The 15,236-nt window shown below is 65.3% G+C and carries 12 protein-coding genes; 2 read left to right on the top strand and 10 right to left on the bottom strand.

The features are described from left to right. Positions 1-240: 240 nt before the first annotated feature. Positions 241-960, top strand: a complete 720-nt coding sequence (locus tag LGR64_RS05300) for a Crp/Fnr family transcriptional regulator (RefSeq protein WP_230355061.1) — start codon at positions 241-243, stop codon at positions 958-960. Positions 961-973: 13 nt separating this feature from the next. Here LGR64_RS05300 and LGR64_RS05295 read toward each other — a convergent pair whose 3' ends face one another. From LGR64_RS05295 to LGR64_RS05285, 3 genes are all read right to left on the bottom strand, one after another. Then, positions 974-2,245: an amidohydrolase family protein gene (locus tag LGR64_RS05295; protein ID WP_230355060.1), complete on the bottom strand. Its 1,272-nt coding sequence runs from the start codon at positions 2,243-2,245 to the stop codon at positions 974-976. 100 nt (positions 2,246-2,345) lie between these two features. Continuing rightward, positions 2,346-3,428: a fimbrial protein gene (locus LGR64_RS05290; protein ID WP_230355059.1), complete on the bottom strand. Its 1,083-nt coding sequence runs from the start codon at positions 3,426-3,428 to the stop codon at positions 2,346-2,348. A 295-nt stretch (positions 3,429-3,723) separates the two neighbouring features. Beyond that, complete coding sequence (locus LGR64_RS05285) at positions 3,724-6,570, bottom strand: site-2 protease family protein (RefSeq protein WP_230355058.1); 2,847 nt, start codon at positions 6,568-6,570, stop codon at positions 3,724-3,726. A gap of 135 nt (positions 6,571-6,705) precedes the next feature. Here LGR64_RS05285 and xth point away from each other — a divergent pair, with 135 nt between their 5' ends. Further along, complete coding sequence (xth, locus tag LGR64_RS05280; RefSeq protein ID WP_230355057.1) at positions 6,706-7,482, top strand: exodeoxyribonuclease III; 777 nt, start codon at positions 6,706-6,708, stop codon at positions 7,480-7,482. A 15-nt stretch (positions 7,483-7,497) separates the two neighbouring features. Here the strand turns inward: xth and LGR64_RS05275 are convergent, their stop codons facing one another. The 7 genes from LGR64_RS05275 to LGR64_RS05245 form a co-directional block, all read right to left on the bottom strand. Then, positions 7,498-8,310 carry a hypothetical protein gene (locus LGR64_RS05275; RefSeq protein ID WP_230355056.1) on the bottom strand — a complete coding sequence of 271 codons (813 nt, stop codon included), beginning with the start codon at positions 8,308-8,310 and terminating at the stop codon, positions 7,498-7,500. 143 nt (positions 8,311-8,453) lie between these two features. Continuing rightward, entirely contained in the window at positions 8,454-10,025 is a 1,572-nt protein-coding gene (gene ntrC, locus LGR64_RS05270) for a nitrogen regulation protein NR(I) (RefSeq protein WP_230355055.1), read from the bottom strand. 45 nt (positions 10,026-10,070) lie between these two features. Then, entirely contained in the window at positions 10,071-11,147 is a 1,077-nt protein-coding gene (gene glnL / locus LGR64_RS05265; RefSeq protein WP_012206799.1) for a nitrogen regulation protein NR(II), read from the bottom strand. A gap of 30 nt (positions 11,148-11,177) precedes the next feature. Then, the gene (locus LGR64_RS05260; RefSeq protein WP_013801180.1) at positions 11,178-11,681 is read right to left on the bottom strand and encodes a hypothetical protein; all 504 of its coding nucleotides are present in this window, start codon (positions 11,679-11,681) and stop codon (positions 11,178-11,180) included. 180 nt (positions 11,682-11,861) lie between these two features. Beyond that, complete coding sequence (gene glnA, locus LGR64_RS05255) at positions 11,862-13,277, bottom strand: type I glutamate--ammonia ligase (protein ID WP_012206801.1); 1,416 nt, start codon at positions 13,275-13,277, stop codon at positions 11,862-11,864. A gap of 236 nt (positions 13,278-13,513) precedes the next feature. Further along, complete coding sequence (locus LGR64_RS05250) at positions 13,514-14,332, bottom strand: competence/damage-inducible protein A (RefSeq protein ID WP_099733073.1); 819 nt, start codon at positions 14,330-14,332, stop codon at positions 13,514-13,516. After that, complete coding sequence (locus LGR64_RS05245) at positions 14,329-15,228, bottom strand: EI24 domain-containing protein (protein ID WP_043782572.1); 900 nt, start codon at positions 15,226-15,228, stop codon at positions 14,329-14,331. Before LGR64_RS05245 ends, LGR64_RS05250 begins: the two co-directional genes overlap by 4 nt. Between the last annotated feature and the right edge of the window lie 8 nt (positions 15,229-15,236).

Here is a 15,236-nt window from a genome sequence, read left to right as displayed (position 1 = left end):
TTGGAAAGCGCAGTCGGTGGACAACCTCCGGATTTCTCTATGGCAGGCAGGGCTGCACGCTACGTTGACGGACCGTATTCCGCGTTGCCCGGCACGAGCTACCGCTGAACCCAGGCGAAGGCTCCAGGAGCCGGGCTCCATGCGGGGAGCGAGCATCTGCGTGGCCATTGCCATCCCCGCACGCCCTAAAATTGCGGCCGATTGGAGACAAGCGGTTTGCAAACGAGTACCCACGAGCCCATGCTCACCCCCGCCGAGCGCGAGGCCATCAATTCCGGCCAGTGGTTCTGCAGCCTTTCGCCCTCGCTGCGCCATGACATCCTGCGCCAGACCACGGTCCGGCGGCTCAAGGACGGGGCACTGATCTATGCACGCGGCGATGTGCCGCACAGGTGGTATGCCTGTGCGCAGGGCGCCGTGCGCATGAGCTCTACCAGCCTGTCGGGTCGGCAGACCACGCTGGCCTATGTGGAGCCGGGTGCCTGGTTCGGCGCCATGTCCACCTTTCTTGACGAGCCCCGCACGCGCGATGCCTATGCCCACGGGGACACCACGCTGCTGTGCGTGGACAAGGACAGCTTTCACGCCATCCTGGCCACGCATGTGGAGTTCTACGATGCCCTGCTGCGCCTGCAGGCCCACCGCATACGCCAGACCTACGGGCTGGTGGAAGATCTCAACACCCTGCCCCTGCGCGCACGCCTGGCCAAGCAGTTGCTGCACCTGTCGCGCAGCTACGGCACACAGGTGCTGGACGACCCGCGCGAGCTGCGCATAGGCCTGCAACTGGTGCAGGAGGAGCTGGCCCAGTTGCTGGGCGCCTCGCGCCAGCGCGTGAACCAGGAACTCAAGCGCATGGAGCGCGACGCCTGCATTCGCGTGGAAGCCCAGGGCCTGGTGGTGAGGGACCTGGTGGCCCTGCAGGCCATCGTGCGCGAGGCCAGCCTGGCCGGCGCCTGAGGCCGGCGCCGGTTCAGCGCCGCCAGTCGATTCTTGCCGGGCGGCCCGGCAGATGCAGCGCAGCCGTTGCAGCAGGCGCCTCGGCCAGCAACCGGCCCTTGCGGAACACCTTCAGGCGCGTGGCGCGCAGCCGTATCGCCTCGGCCGCATCGCGCGCCTGCAGCAGCACGAAGCTGGCATCGCAGCCGGCCTCGATGCCATAGCCGTCCAGGTGCATCACACGCGCCGCGCGCGTGGTCACGGCGTCGAAGCAGTCGCGCATGCCGTCCTGGCTGGTCATCTGCGCCACATGCAGGCCCATGTGGGCGACCTCCAGCATGTCGCCCGAGCCCATGCCGTACCACGGGTCCATCACGCAGTCATGGCCGAAGGCCACGTTGACGCCTGCGGCCAGCAGCTCGGGCACGCGCGTCATGCCGCGGCGCTTGGGATAGCTGTCCTGGCGGCCCTGCAGCGTGATGTTGATCAGCGGATTGGCAATCACGGCCACGCCGCTTTCGGAGATCAGCGGCAGCAGCTTGCTCACGTAGTAGTTGTCCATGCTGTGCATGGAGGTGCAGTGCGAGCCCGTGACGCGGCCCTGCAGGCCCAGGCGCTGCGCCTCGAAGGCCAGGGTTTCGATGTGGCGCGACAGCGGGTCGTCGGACTCGTCGCAGTGCATGTCCACCAGCAGGCCGCGCTCGGCCGCCAGCTCGCACAGCAGCCTGACGCTGTCGGCACCCTCGGCCATGGTGCGCTCGAAGTGGGGAATGCCGCCCACCACGTCCACGCCCTTGTCCAGCGCCCGCCGCAGGTTGGCGACGCCGCCGGGCGAGCGCAGCACGCCGTCCTGCGGAAACGCCACCAGCTGCAGGTCGATATAGGGAGCCACCTGGCGCTTGACCTCCAGCAACGCATCGACGGCCAGCAGGCGGGCGTCGCTGGTATCCACATGGCTGCGGATGGCCTGCAGCCCCTTGGCCGCCGCCCAGTCGCAATACTCCAGCGCGCGCGAGATCAGCGCCTCGGCCGTGAGCAGCGGCTTGAGCTCGCCCCACAGCGCAATGCCCTCCAGCAGCGTGCCGCTGCGGTTGACGCGCGGCAGGCCGTGGCTCAGCGTGGCATCCATGTGGAAATGCGGATCGACGAAGGGAGGCGACACCAGCTGGTGCTGTGCATCGACCACCTGGTGGGCAGGCGCTGAAAGGCCCGCCGCGACCTCGACGATGCGCCCGCCCTGCACGGCGATGGACATGTCCTGGCGGCCGTCGGGCAGCGTGGCGTGAATGACGAGTAGATCAAGCATCTGCGTATTCTGCGGGCATGGCCGCGCAACCGCAGACTTGCCTGACCACGCTGAATGGCCTGCCAGCGGTCAGACCGAAAGCGCAAGGGATCAGGGGGAACTACTGGTAGCTGATGGTGAAGGTCGCCGCCGCATTGGCACTGCCTATGGTCACGTTCTCTCCGGTCTTGACATAGCGCGCCGTCAGCGGGATATCCAACCGCGCCTGCCCGTAGGCAACAGCCCCTGCAAACCATTGATTCCTGTTGCCGGCGGCATTGGAGTCCGGGCCAAAGCCCAGTATCTGGTCATCCTTGCGGATCTGCACACCCACACCTTTTGCCACCGAGGTTTTGGACAGGGTCAGAGCATTGCCGATATTTCCAGGATTTGCCACATCCGTCAGCGTGACATAGGCGTTGGTCAACGAACCTGGGATGCCGCCCTTGCACAACAACGAGATGAGGAAGGAGCGGGGAGCACCGGTTGAGCCGATTGAGGTGAGTTTTTGAGTGACAGTCTGGGCCATGCGCACGGGCTCCGGCGCCTGTGGGGTACAGGTGGGCACCTTGGGCCGGAGGACGACGGGCGAGGAAAAGTTGTATTGAGCGAGAAGCTGGCCAAATGCATCATTCGCGCGTTCGTACATGAAATCGCTGTCCAGCACGCCACCTGCAGTGATATCGCCATCTGCGGTCTTGATCAACTCAACTGTGACATCGATAAGTGGATATGCAAAAGATCCGGGGTGATCGGAATACTGCGCAGTACTTACAGGCGCAGCACCATATCTAGTCGAAACCCTCATGCCAATACCATCGACTGTCGTCGGGTATATATTATTGACTGGTGTAGATTTACCTACAATATAGCCCGTGACCGATGGATCACAATTCATCAATCTATAGCCAACCCCATTACTCAGTACCGCTATAGCGGTTTTTGAGTAAATCACCGTGTTCTTGGCCACATTGGGATTGAATTCTGGAGGATTGAAATTACTGAACACATACTTGTAATAGCCTGACCCATCAGTTGTCTCTTTAATTGCGCATGCGGACCATGCGGAGGTGGCCATCATTGCCAAAATAAATATCATGACAGCCTTGTTTATTCTGCAAAAAACACCTACGAATATATGCATTTTGAATACCACCGGATAATGAAAAAATTCCAAGGCCGCATTTCCTTGGTAAATTTTCAATCGTAGACACCTTTCATCCGAGATGAAATCAGATCAATCTGATTCAAGGTCTGCCCGGTGCCATGAAGGTCGTGGCGAGGCAGGCCCCATCACGTCAACGGCCCCGCATGCCGATACGCTGGCCGAAGCCAGGGCTGACAGCCGCGCTGCCGCAGCGTGGCGTGAATGACGAGTAGATCAAGCATTTGCGTATGCTGCGGGCAGGGCCCGGCGTTCTCTCTTTCGGTGGGGTTTCATCAGGGCCTGCGGATAGCTGGCCCTGCGCTGCCGGCATGCGCGCGCTCCCCGACGATACCTATCGGGGGCACAGTCCTGCGGCCTGCGCAGACTCGTGCTGGAGCCTGCGCTCCAGGTTTTGCCAGTCGCTATGAAGGTCGCGCGCCACGCGCGGGCTCCTGCACAGCGCAACGTGGCGCGCCTGGGACAGCGGTTGCAACGCGGCCAGTGCCTGCATGCGCAGGGCATCGTCGTTCAGCAGTTGCGCGGCGGCCAGCCGGGCCTGGGCGATTCCGATTTCGGCATATGCACGGGATGCAGGCAGCTGTTGCGCCAGGGCCTGGCGCACTTCAGCGGCATCACCCATGCCTATGGCAATCCAGAGCCAGGCGATCCAGCTGTCCTGGGCTGCGTAGTGGCCGGCCTTCTTCGGCGGGGTGCGCTCCACGCTTTGGCGGGCCAGTGCCACGGCAGCGCCAGTCTGGCCGTGCTCGGCCATGAACCGGGCATGCAGGGTTTCTGCCTGCATCAATGAGAAGATTTTCCATTCACGGCGTTGAGCCGAATCCGCAGTCACGGCATGCGCAGCTTGCGGCGCTGCCTGAAGCGCAGCCTGGAGCGCGATCACATTGGCCTGCAACTGGGCTTGCGCCGCTTCGGGGTGGCCGCTGGCATCCAGCAACCGGGCGAGCTTGATGCGCGCGTGCAGCAGCAGGAAATCGTCCGGCGCATCGGCGTCGGCGCGGCGGATCTCCACGGCTTGCACCATCCGATCAAGCCTTTGCGCCACGGTCTGATCAGGCGGTCCCCAGAACGCAAGAACTTCCTGCACGCTGGCCAGCACCCGGCGTGCAGGGCCTTGCACGTCCTGCAGGTCGGCCACCAGTTGCTGGCGCAAATTCGTTGCCTGCTCGGCGGTATCCGCCGTGTCGGCCATGCCTTTCAATGCATGGGCACGCTGCAGATCACTCTGTGCCCGGGACTGCGTCATCGCCCAGGCCGATTGGTAAAGCGCTTTGGCGCGCGCCTCGGCCGGAGGATGGTCGTCCATGAGTTGCAGTTCCCGGGCGGCCTCCAGGTAGATCTCCACCCGTTGCTCTTGGGCAGACGGGGGCAGTTGGTCGGCCTGGGCCAGGCGGGCCTCGATCTCGGCCAGGTGCTGCTCCGGTACGTAATCACGGCGGGCAGACAGCTCCACATCCCACAGCGCAGCAAGAACCTGCCGCCCCTGCGGCGCAGCTTGATGAATGCCCATGACCATGGCCACCGGCAGCAGCAGGCAGGCCAGGTAGATTGCCAGGCCCGCTGCGCCTTCGGCCCAACCGGGCGCACGCGATTGCAAGGCAGGCAGCAGCGCGCCTGCAACGGCCGCGCGCCGGACAAAGGGCCAGCGCGCAAAAGCGGGTTGCTGCAGCACGCCGAATGCGCGGTGTACGGCATCGGCCTCACTGACCGGGGCCTGGCATGCCTCCTGTTGAGGAAGCGTGTGCAGGGTGCGATGCACGGCCCGCTCCAGTTGCATCACCCGCCATTGCCACGGCAGCCCCATCAGCAGCACGCCGGTGAGGATGGAGATCAGGGGGTCCCGGCTGAACCAGGCCAGCCCACCCAGCGCGGCCATGCCCGCCAGTGCAAACACCAGCCGCATTGCGGGCAGGCGAGCGAACAGCAGGCTCTCCACCACGCGGCCGCCATCCAAAGGCGTGAGGGGCAACAGGTTGAAGGCGTTGACGACCAGGGTCAGCAGCAGCAATTGCATGGTCCAGGCGGGTGGCTGCGGGAGCAGGCCCCAGCCTACGGCAGCCAGCGCTCCCACAGCCAGCAACAGCCCAGGCATGGGACCGGCCAGATAGACGCCCACTTTTTGCAGCGGCGTGGCGTCCGCCTTTTCTCCGGTGGCCATGCCGCCCAGGCCAGGAATGAAGAAGACGGATTGCCGCTGGTAGCCCGCCCAACGCATGGCCAGCCAATGCCCTCCTTCATGCACGGCGATCACCACCAGAAGCATCCACGCCATGTCCCATGAAAACAGCACGGCGCCTGCTGCCAGGAACAGCGCCGCCGTGATCCAGAAACTGCGGTGGCGGTTGTGCGCCATGCCCAGCCCGCGCTGCACGGCTTTCTGGTAGCGAAAGCGCAGCGCCTCGGACACTTGCCGGACCTGCGGCCCATGAAGGCATGCGCCGGCAGATGGGCTGGCGGGCACCGGCCTGTCTTCCTTGCGCACCTGGCGCAAGGCGCGCCAGGCCAGCCGCAGCGACTCGCGCCAGCTGAGCCGCCAGAATCCGGGCCCGGCAGGCAGCGCACGGCCCTGGGCCACCAGTGCAGGGACCTGGCTCCGGCCCCACTCATCCAGGCGCTGTAACGCCTGGTCAAGGCCCTGGACCACGGGAGCCCGGTCGCCGGACAGGCGCTCGGCGTAGGCGGCCCAGGCCGATGCGGTATCGGGCTGGGCATCGTCCAGGTAGGTCCAGCCGGGCGGCGCAGGCAGGCTTGTCTGAGGTAGGCCATTGAAGCCCATCCAATTGCGCCCGTCGGCAAAGAATGTGAGCCAGGTCACGGAGCCCACGGTGCGGCCATGCCTGGCGCTTCCCGCCTGTTCGGCCTGGACCATCGCCCAGGCCCGCCCGTCGGCATGGACGAACAAGTCCACCTCCAGAGGCAGGTCGGGATCCATGGCCTGCGGATGCGTGCCCTGCAGGCTGGCACACCAGGTGAAGCCCAAGGCTTGCAACTCCGGCTGCATGGCATCCAGCACCGCCCGTGATTCGGGCTCCAGCGCCTGGCGCTCCACCACGGCCATGGGCGCAGCACGCAGGCGCAGGCGCATGCAGTTCAAAGTGGCCAGCAGCAGCGAGAGCGCATACAGCAAGGGAATCGCGCCCAGCAGCGCCAGCCAGGGCGCGGCTTGTGAGAGCCAGTTCATCATCTTGAATAGTCTTGTCGATGGAGTGTGACGGTTCTGATGTGCCCTCCCAAAAGCTCCTCCAGGCAGATCAGTCTCAGGATCGTAGCCTTGCCACCCGTGATGCGACAATCAAATCAAAGGACCATTCTTCAAATGAAAATCGCCACTTGGAACGTCAACTCCCTGTCCGTGCGCCTGCCGCAGGTGCTGGCCTGGCTGCAGGCCAATCCTGTCGATGCGCTGGCTCTGCAGGAACTCAAGCTCACCGACGACAAGTTTCCGCTGCAGGCGCTGCAGGAGGCCGGCTACCACGCAGTCAGCCATGGGCAAAAGACCTACAACGGCGTGGCCTGGCTGACGCGCACGCCGGTGCACGACGTGGTGCGCAATATTCCGGGCCTGGATGACGAGCAGGCCCGCATCATTGCCGGCACCCTCGATGCCGAAGGCGGCCCGGTGCGCCTGATCAATGGCTACTTCGTGAATGGGCAGGCGCCGGGCACCGACAAGTTCGCCTACAAGATGCGCTGGCTGCAGGCGCTGCAGGACTGGGTGAAAAGCGAAATGGCGACCCACCCGCGCCTGGTGCTGGTGGGCGACTTCAACGTGGCGCCCGAGGACCGCGACTCCTACGATCCCATCGGCCTGAAGGACACGATCCACCACACGGTGGAAGAGCGCACGCATTTCCAGGCGCTGCTGCAGTTGGGCCTGACCGATGCCTTCCGCATGTTCGACCAGCCCGAGAAAAGCTATTCGTGGTGGGACTACCGGATGCTGGGTTTCCAGAAGAACCGGGGCCTGCGCATCGACCACATCCTGGTCAGCGAGGCATTGCGCCCCAGTGTCACCGCCTGCAGCGTGGATCGCGCGCCGCGCAAGAACCCTCAGCCCAGCGACCATGCGCCGGTCGTCGTGACCCTGGGCTAGGTTTTCAGACTTGCGCTACAGCATGTACCGACGCAGCCAGTGGATGGCCTCGATCTGCCCGCGCAGCATCAGGGACTGGCGATGCAGCACTTCGCTGAGCGGCCCCGGCAGACGGGACTGCTCGGCAGCCTCATAGGCGCTCAGCCATTGCTGCTGGCAGGACTCGGCCTGGTCCAGCACGTAGTCCGCGCCCTCTTCCCTGCCCAGCAGCCCGTCCCAGAAGGCGTTGCGACGCAGTGCGGCACGGCTGTCGCGCACGGGCAGGACCACGCCGCCGCTGGAGCCGATGGCACGTTCCAGGTCTTCGACGAGGATCTGGCTGGCATTGAAGTGCCGCGCCAGCACCTGTCCGATCAGCCCCTGGGGCATGGGATCCATGCATTCACCCAGGCGTGCATGGGCCTGGCGGCCCAGGGCCAGCACGGCATTGAGCAGGGCCGTGCTCTGCAATTCCAACGTGGTGGCCACTGGCTGTGTGGGCGTGCGCTGGCGCGCCTGCAGCCATGAGGCCTCGACGGCCTCGCGCACCTGGCTCCAACGCAGCAGGCTGCTGCCCCGAACCTGCTCCCAGCGCTCTTCAAGCTCGAATTCGACATCGTCGAAATCCTGCTGCGCGTGCTCGGGTTCAAGTGACGCTTTCCAGCCCAGTGCGTAGGCGGGACGGTATTGGTCGTAACCACGCCCTGCAACGAAGTAAGGCTCCAGGAAGTAGCGGTCATGCCAGTACGCATCGACCGGCTCGCCAAGCGTGCGCGGTGTCGATGGGTACATCAGGCCCGGACGAGCGGGCTTGGCTTTTTGCCAGAGGTTGGAGAGGACTGTGGGCACGATAAGTCGGGACGTAGGCCGTTCCAGCGAAGAGGACCCCATTGTCCCAAGCCCGGGCGGCCCGGCCCGTCAGCACCCCGGGCGCCGGCCTGTAGGAGCCGGACCCTTGCCAAGGCAAGGGCCCGGCCGCCCGCCGGCTTGCCTTACTCGAAGGCGTCCTCGTCCATGCCCAGCTCCTGCAGCTTGCGGGTGATGGTGTTGCGGCCGATGCCCAGGCGCTGGGCGGCCTCGACCCGGCGGCCGTGGGTGACGGCCAAGGCCGAGCGGATCAGCTGCGCCTCGAAGCGGCGGGACAGCTGGTCCCAGACTTCACCATGCCCCTGGGCGTGGGTGTGCTCCAGCAGCTGGCGCGCCTGTTGCCCCAGCAGATGGACCCAGTCCAGGTCGGAAGCGGCCAGGGCGGTGTCATGCGGCGGGGCCAGCGCGGACACGGGCACGGCCAGTCGGCCAAGGCCCTCTTCCGCCAGCGGTGCCGGCGCATGCGGCAGCGTGGCCGGTGCAGGCACGCCGCTGTTGCCACCGCCCACGGGCGGGGCGGCTTCGCCCAGCACCTCGGGGGGCAGGTCCTTGACCGAGATGACCTGGGCAGGGGCCATGACGGTCAGCCAGTGGCAGATGTTCTCCAGCTGTCGCACGTTGCCGGGGAAGGCGAAGGTCTGCAGCCGCTGCATGGCATCGACCCCCATGCGCTTGGGCTCCACGCCCAGTTGCCGCGCGCTTTGCTGCAGGAAGTGGCGAGCCAGCATGGGCACGTCTTCGTTGCGCTCGCGCAGCGCGGGCAGGCGCAGGCGGATGACGTTGAGGCGGTGGAACAGATCCTCACGGAAGCCGCCATTGCGCACGCGCTGCTCCAGGTCCTGGTGGGTGGCGGCGATGACGCGCACATGGGCCTTGACGGCCTGGTGGCCGCCCACGCGGTAGAAGTGCCCGTCCGACAGCACACGCAGCAGGCGCGTCTGCAGGTCGAAGGGCATGTCGCCGATTTCATCGAGAAAGAGCGTGCCGCCCTCGGCCTGCTCGAAGCGTCCGCGCCGTTGCGTCTGGGCGCCCGTGAAGGCGCCGCGCTCGTGGCCGAACAGTTCGGACTCCAGCAGGTCCTTGGGGATGGCGGCGGTGTTGATGGCCACGAAGGGGCCACCCGCCACGGGCGAGTGCTTGTGCAGCGCGCGCGCCACCAGTTCCTTGCCCGAGCCCGACTCGCCCGTGATCAGCACCGTGACCTGGCTCTGGCTGAGCCGGCCGATGGCGCGGAACACGTCCTGCATGGCAGGCGCCTGGCCCAGCATCTCGGCCTGCAGCGGGGCCTGGGCCTCGGCCACATCCTCGCGCAGGCTTTCCTCGACGGCGCGTCGGATGAGTTCCACGGCCTTGGGCAGGTCGAAGGGTTTGGGCAGGTATTCGAAGGCTCCGCGCTGGAAGGCCGAGACGGCACTGTCCAGGTCGGAGTACGCGGTCATGATGATGACGGGCAGGCCCGGCTGCTGGGCGCGGATCTGCTCGAGCAGCTCCAGCCCCGAGCCGCCGGGCATGCGGATGTCGCTTACCAGCACCTGGGGTGGCTGGCGCGCCGGGTCGCCGGCATCGACATCGGACAGTGCCGTGAGCACATCGCGCGCCTGGATGAAGCTGCGCGTTGCCCAGCCTTCCCGGCCCAGTGCCTTTTCCAGCACGAAGCGGATGGAAGGGTCATCATCCACGATCCAGATCGGTTTCATTGGTGGTGCATCCTTCCCTTGTTGCAGTGTTGACTTCCGTGGGCCTCAAGGCAGGGGAATGAGGATGCGGAAATCCGTGCGGCCCGGCTGGCTTTCACATTCGATCAGCCCCTGGTGGCGCTGCACGAAGGTCTGCGCCAACGTCAGCCCCAGTCCCGAACCGCCATCCCTTCCCGATACCAGCGGATAGAAGATCCGCTCCTTGATGGCATCGGGAACGCCTGGCCCGTTGTCGATCACATGCAATTCCAATGCCAACCGATAGCGCTGGCGACCAAAAGTTACCTGCCGGGCCACGCGCGTTCGCAAAATGATCTCGGCATCACCGGCGGCGATGCGCTCCTGCAGCGCCTGCGCGGCGTTCTGGACGATGTTGAGCACGGCCTGGATCAGCTGGGCGCTGTCGCCCCGGAACTCCGGGATGGAGATGTCGTAGTCGCGCGTGATGGTCAGCCCGGCAGGATGCTCGACCAGCACCAGCGAGCGCACGCGCTCGCAGACTTCGTGGATGTTGACGTCGCCCACCTCATGCGGATGGCGGTGCGGCGCCAGCAGCCGATCCACCAGCGCCTGCAGCCGGTCGGCCTCATGGATGATGACTTCGGTGTACTCGCGCAGCTCGGGGGCGTCCAGGTCCATCTGCAGCAGCTGGGCTGCGCCACGGATGCCGCCCAGCGGGTTCTTGATCTCGTGGGCCAGGTTGCGGATCAGCTCCTTGTGTGCCTGGGCCTGCTCGCGCAGCCGCTCCTCGCGGTCCTGGCGGGCCTGCTGCTCCAGCGGCCAGAACTCGACCAGCACATGGCCGGGCCGCTCGGCCAGCGAGACCGTGACGTGCACGGGCAGCGCATCGCCGCCCACGCGGTGCAAGCTGGCCTCGAAGCGCAGGGCCGCGAAGTCGTTGTCCTGGGCGCCACGCAAGGCCTTGTCCAGCAAGGCAGGCTCGGTGAAGCAGGCCGCCAGCTCGCTGCCTTCGAGCATGCGGCGCGACAGGCCCAGTGCGTTCTCAAGAGCTGCGTTGGCGAAAAGCACGGCACCCTGCTCGTCGAGCACGGTCATCAGCGTGCACAGCAGGTCAAGCGCCTGATAGGAGGCCGGGGGCGCCGGCCGGTCGTCCTGGATCATGGCCGGGCTCCGGTGGGCCGCGCGGGCCCGTCAGTTCTTGGGAAGTCGATCCAGCTCACGGCGGATGCCGGCGACATCGCCTTCCTGCCGCGAGATGCTGCTCTTGAGCTGCTCGACACGTTCCAGATAGCCCTGGGGATTGCGCAACTCCAATGCGGTGCGCTGGGGATTGCCATCGTTGTACTCCTGACGCAGCTGTGTCAGCTTCTCCTGGGCGCGGGCCAGCTCGCTTTCCAGAATGGTCCGCGCATCGGAGTCGCGGGCCTTCTGGGCGCTGCTGTTGACCTTGGCCGGAGCGGGCGATCCTGCGGCCGGAGCGGCGGAGGTGCGCGGTGCCTGGCTGCCGCCCGAGGCCGCCGGCTTGCTGCCGCCATGGATCACCGTCACATGCCCGCCATCCACCGGCTTGCAGTCCTTGGCCTTGGCCTGGCTGACGTTGTTGGTGTACTCGTTGCCGCAGCGGTAGATCACGTCCTGGGACCAGGCTCCCACCGACAGCAGGGGCAGCAGCAGTGACACAAACAGTTTCTTCATTCCATTCCCTCGGGTAGCCAGATCGGAAGGGCCCAGCTTATCCGGGCAAGTATCGCTCCATCTTCCGGGCTGGACGTCATTTCTTGAGCGGGCCAACCTCTTTTGGTTCCGCGCCCAGCATACCCAGGTCCTGGCCGAAAGCAAAAAAGGCGGCTTGCGCCGCCTTTTTGCCGACTCGCCTTACAGCGAGAAGTACATGTCGTACTCGACCGGATGCACGGCCTGACGGTACCGGGTCACTTCGCCCATCTTCAGCTCGATGTAGGCATCGAGCATGCTGTCCGAGAACACGCCGCCCTTGGTCAGGAACGAGCGGTCCGCGTCCAGCGCTTCCAGGGCCTGGTCCAGGCTGTGGCAGACCGTGGGCACCAGCTTGTCCTCTTCCGGGGGCAGGTGGTACAGATCCTTGGTCGCGGCTTCGCCGGGATGGATCTTGTTTTCCACGCCGTCCAGACCTGCCATCAGCAGGGCCGAGAAGCCCAGGTAGGGGTTCATCAGCGGATCGGGGAAGCGTGCCTCGACGCGGCGGCCCTTGGGGTTGGCCACGTAGGGGATGCGGATCGATGCCGAGCGGTTCTTGGCCGAGTAGGCCAGCTTGACCGGAGCCTCGAAGCCGGGAACCAGACGCTTGTAGCTGTTGGTGCCGGGGTTGGTGATGGCGTTCAGGGCACGGGCGTGCTTGATGATGCCGCCGATGTAGTAAAGCGCGAAGTCGGACAGGCCGGCGTAGCCGTCACCTGCGAACAGGTTCTTGCCATCCTTCCAGACGGACTGGTGCACGTGCATGCCCGAGCCGTTGTCGCCCGGATAGGGCTTGGGCATGAAGGTGGCGGTCTTGCCGTAGGTGTTGGCCACGTTCCAGATCACGTACTTCATGACCTGTGTCCAGTCGGCGCGCTCCACCAGGGTGCTGAAGCGGGTGCCGATCTCGTTCTGGCCGGCGCCTGCCACTTCGTGGTGGAACACTTCGACGGGAATGCCCAGCTGTTCGAGCAGCAGCACCATTTCGGCGCGCAGATCCTGGGTGCTGTCCACGGGGGGCACGGGGAAGTAGCCGCCCTTGTTGCGCGGACGGTGGCCGCGGTTGCCGGATTCGAACTTGGCGCCCGAATTCCAGGGTGCTTCGTACTCTTCGATTTCGTAGAAGGTGCTGCCGGGTTCGGTGTTCCAGCGCACGCCGTCGAAGATGAAGAATTCGGGTTCGGGTCCGAAGTAGGCGGTGTCGCCCAGGCCCGATGCCTTCAGATAGGCTTCGGCGCGCTTGGCCACGGAGCGGGGATCGCGGTCGTAGGCCTTGCCATCACCGGGTTCGATCACATCGCACTGCAGGAACAGCGTGGTCTCTTCAAAGAAGGGGTCGATGTTCGCGGTAGCGGGATCGGGCATCAGTTGCATGTCAGATGCTTCAATGCCCTTCCAGCCTGCCACCGACGAGCCGTCGAAGGCGTGGCCCGAGGTGAACTTGTCTTCGTCGAAGTGCGACACCGGCACCGTGACGTGCTGCTCCTTGCCACGGGTGTCCGTAAAACGAAGGTCCACGAATTTGACCTCGTTCTCCTTCACCATGTTCAACACGTCTGCAACGGTCTTTGCCATCAGATCTCTCCTGCCAATCTGGCTGATCAAAAAAGATAAATACTCTTAAGCAGTTTGCGTGCCAGGCTGCATCCATTGAGTGCATGCCTGCAGACTGGCACCTGCTTGGCGCGCCAGCCCCGTGATTCTGCCGCCTTGGGAAGGGCTTGTGGATGACATTGAGGCCCCTGTCGGCATTCGATCCACCGCCCGGCATCTTCACCAAATCGGTGCAGATTCAGGGGCTGACCCGTAAATCAGATATTGCGCACCAATTCAGGGCCAAGACTTGCACCAAATGAGTGCAAACCTTCCAGCAGCGTGGGCCAGGCCTTGGTGACGGCACCAGCTTCGCCCTTGACACCAAGTTCTATGTGCCGGCCGTGCTTGGAATCATCCACGCTGGGCAGGCTGAACACCTTGACGCCCGGGTGGTCGCGCTCTATGGCCACCATCAGCGGCGTCAGCGTGGCCTCCATGCCGCCGTAGACGATGACCGAATGCTCCCGCTGCACCGTGCTGTGGAAATGCTTGGCGTAGCGCTGCTCCAGCACCCACTCGACCATGGGCCAGGCCATGACAGGGAAACCGGGCACGAAGTGCACGGTGCCCGCTGTGCCCGAGCAGGAAAAGCCCGGGATCTTGTTGTAGACGTTGGGGATGATGCGCGCGCCTTCGGGGAAGTTGCCCATCTGCAGCCGGTGCAGGTTGTCGGCGCGCTGGGGTTCGTAGGGCTTGCCTTCTTCGGTGGCCACATCGCGCATGCGCTCGCGGATCAGGGCCACGGCTTCCGGGTGCAGTGCCAGCGGCACGCCCAGGGCCTCGGCCGCGCATTGGCGCGTGTGGTCGTCGGGGGTGGCGCCTATGCCGCCAAAGCTGAAGACCACGGCCTGCGATGCGAAGGCGCGGCGCAGGGCGTCGGTGATGCGCGCCCGGTCATCGCCCACGTACTCGGCATGGGCCAGGGACAGGCCACGCGCGCCCAGCAGCTCGATCAGCTTGGGAAGGTGCTTGTCGGCACGCTTGCCCGACAGGATTTCGTCTCCGATGATGAGTGCGCCTACTTGAAGGGTCATGAGGTCTTTTCTTGCGGGGTGGAGGGGGGAGAGGCCGCGCCGGCTCCGAGCGGCGCGTCGGGAGCGTAGGGCACGATGGGCGTGTCGGGCAGCGCCGGTTCCTCCTCGCGCATGCGCTGCAGCGCGGCCAGGCAGAAGTGGGCAAACCACAGTGAGGAGAAGGCGAAGATCAGCGCATAGATCCAGATGGCCACCGGAATCAGTATCCAGAAGGCCGCGATGAAGACCACGCCGGAGGCCCAGACAATGGCCGGCGCCGCGCCCAGATAGCCGCAGACCACGCCCATGAGCATCAGCGCCAGGCGGTGGCGCAGGAAAAGGCTGCGGCGCTCGGGCTTGCTGGCATGGGCAGAGAGCGCGTCAAAGGCCATGACGCGGTAGGTCAGCCAGCCCCAGATCAGCGGCGGGATCACCACCACCAGGGGCGGCACGAACCACAGCGGCACCGAAACCAGCAGCGCGATCAAGGCAATCAGCGAAGAGCCTGCGGACCACACCAGGCTGCCGACCAGGGTGGCGCCCTGCCTGCGCTCCAGCGCGGGAAAACGCCGCTGGGCCACCAGCTCGACCAGGGCCGGCGTCATGAACAGCGCCACCAGCAGCAGCGAGACCACGACCAGCACCGGCGTGACCGAGAGCACGACCAGCACCGGCGCCACCAGCTCGGGCAGCGATTGCACGCCCATCCAGGACCATACGGTGTGCAGCCAGCCCACGCCCTGCAGGACCCCTTCCGTCCAGACGACGGCATCGGCCCAGAAGAAATAGCCCAGCAGCCAGGCCGTGATGGCCATGAACAGCAAGGGAAACAGCGACCATGCAATCACCCGCTTATGCAGGCAATACGCCGTCGCACGCCAGAAGGAATCGAGTAGCAAGCCCATGCCGGCAAGCATACCCCGAG

The organism is Delftia sp. Lp-1 (assembly GCF_020523835.1).
Classification (GTDB): Bacteria; Pseudomonadota; Gammaproteobacteria; order Burkholderiales; family Burkholderiaceae_C; genus Comamonas; species Comamonas acidovorans.
This window is presented reverse-complemented; position numbering and strand designations above follow the sequence as displayed.

What these genes read in the sequence shown, in the direction of transcription:
- ntrC (WP_230355055.1), bottom strand. Translation starts at nt 10,025, where the DNA reads ATGAAACCGATCTGGATCGTGGATGATGACCCTTCCATCCGCTTCGTG.
- LGR64_RS05285 (WP_230355058.1), bottom strand. Translation starts at nt 6,570, where the DNA reads ATGAACTGGCTCTCACAAGCCGCGCCCTGGCTGGCGCTGCTGGGCGCG.
- glnL (WP_012206799.1), bottom strand. Translation starts at nt 11,147, where the DNA reads ATGATCCAGGACGACCGGCCGGCGCCCCCGGCCTCCTATCAGGCGCTT.
- LGR64_RS05295 (WP_230355060.1), bottom strand. Translation starts at nt 2,245, where the DNA reads ATGCTTGATCTACTCGTCATTCACGCCACGCTGCCCGACGGCCGCCAG.
- xth (WP_230355057.1), top strand. Translation starts at nt 6,706, where the DNA reads ATGAAAATCGCCACTTGGAACGTCAACTCCCTGTCCGTGCGCCTGCCG.
- LGR64_RS05245 (WP_043782572.1), bottom strand. Translation starts at nt 15,228, where the DNA reads ATGCTTGCCGGCATGGGCTTGCTACTCGATTCCTTCTGGCGTGCGACG.
- LGR64_RS05300 (WP_230355061.1), top strand. Translation starts at nt 241, where the DNA reads ATGCTCACCCCCGCCGAGCGCGAGGCCATCAATTCCGGCCAGTGGTTC.
- LGR64_RS05250 (WP_099733073.1), bottom strand. Translation starts at nt 14,332, where the DNA reads ATGACCCTTCAAGTAGGCGCACTCATCATCGGAGACGAAATCCTGTCG.
- LGR64_RS05260 (WP_013801180.1), bottom strand. Translation starts at nt 11,681, where the DNA reads ATGAAGAAACTGTTTGTGTCACTGCTGCTGCCCCTGCTGTCGGTGGGA.
- glnA (WP_012206801.1), bottom strand. Translation starts at nt 13,277, where the DNA reads ATGGCAAAGACCGTTGCAGACGTGTTGAACATGGTGAAGGAGAACGAG.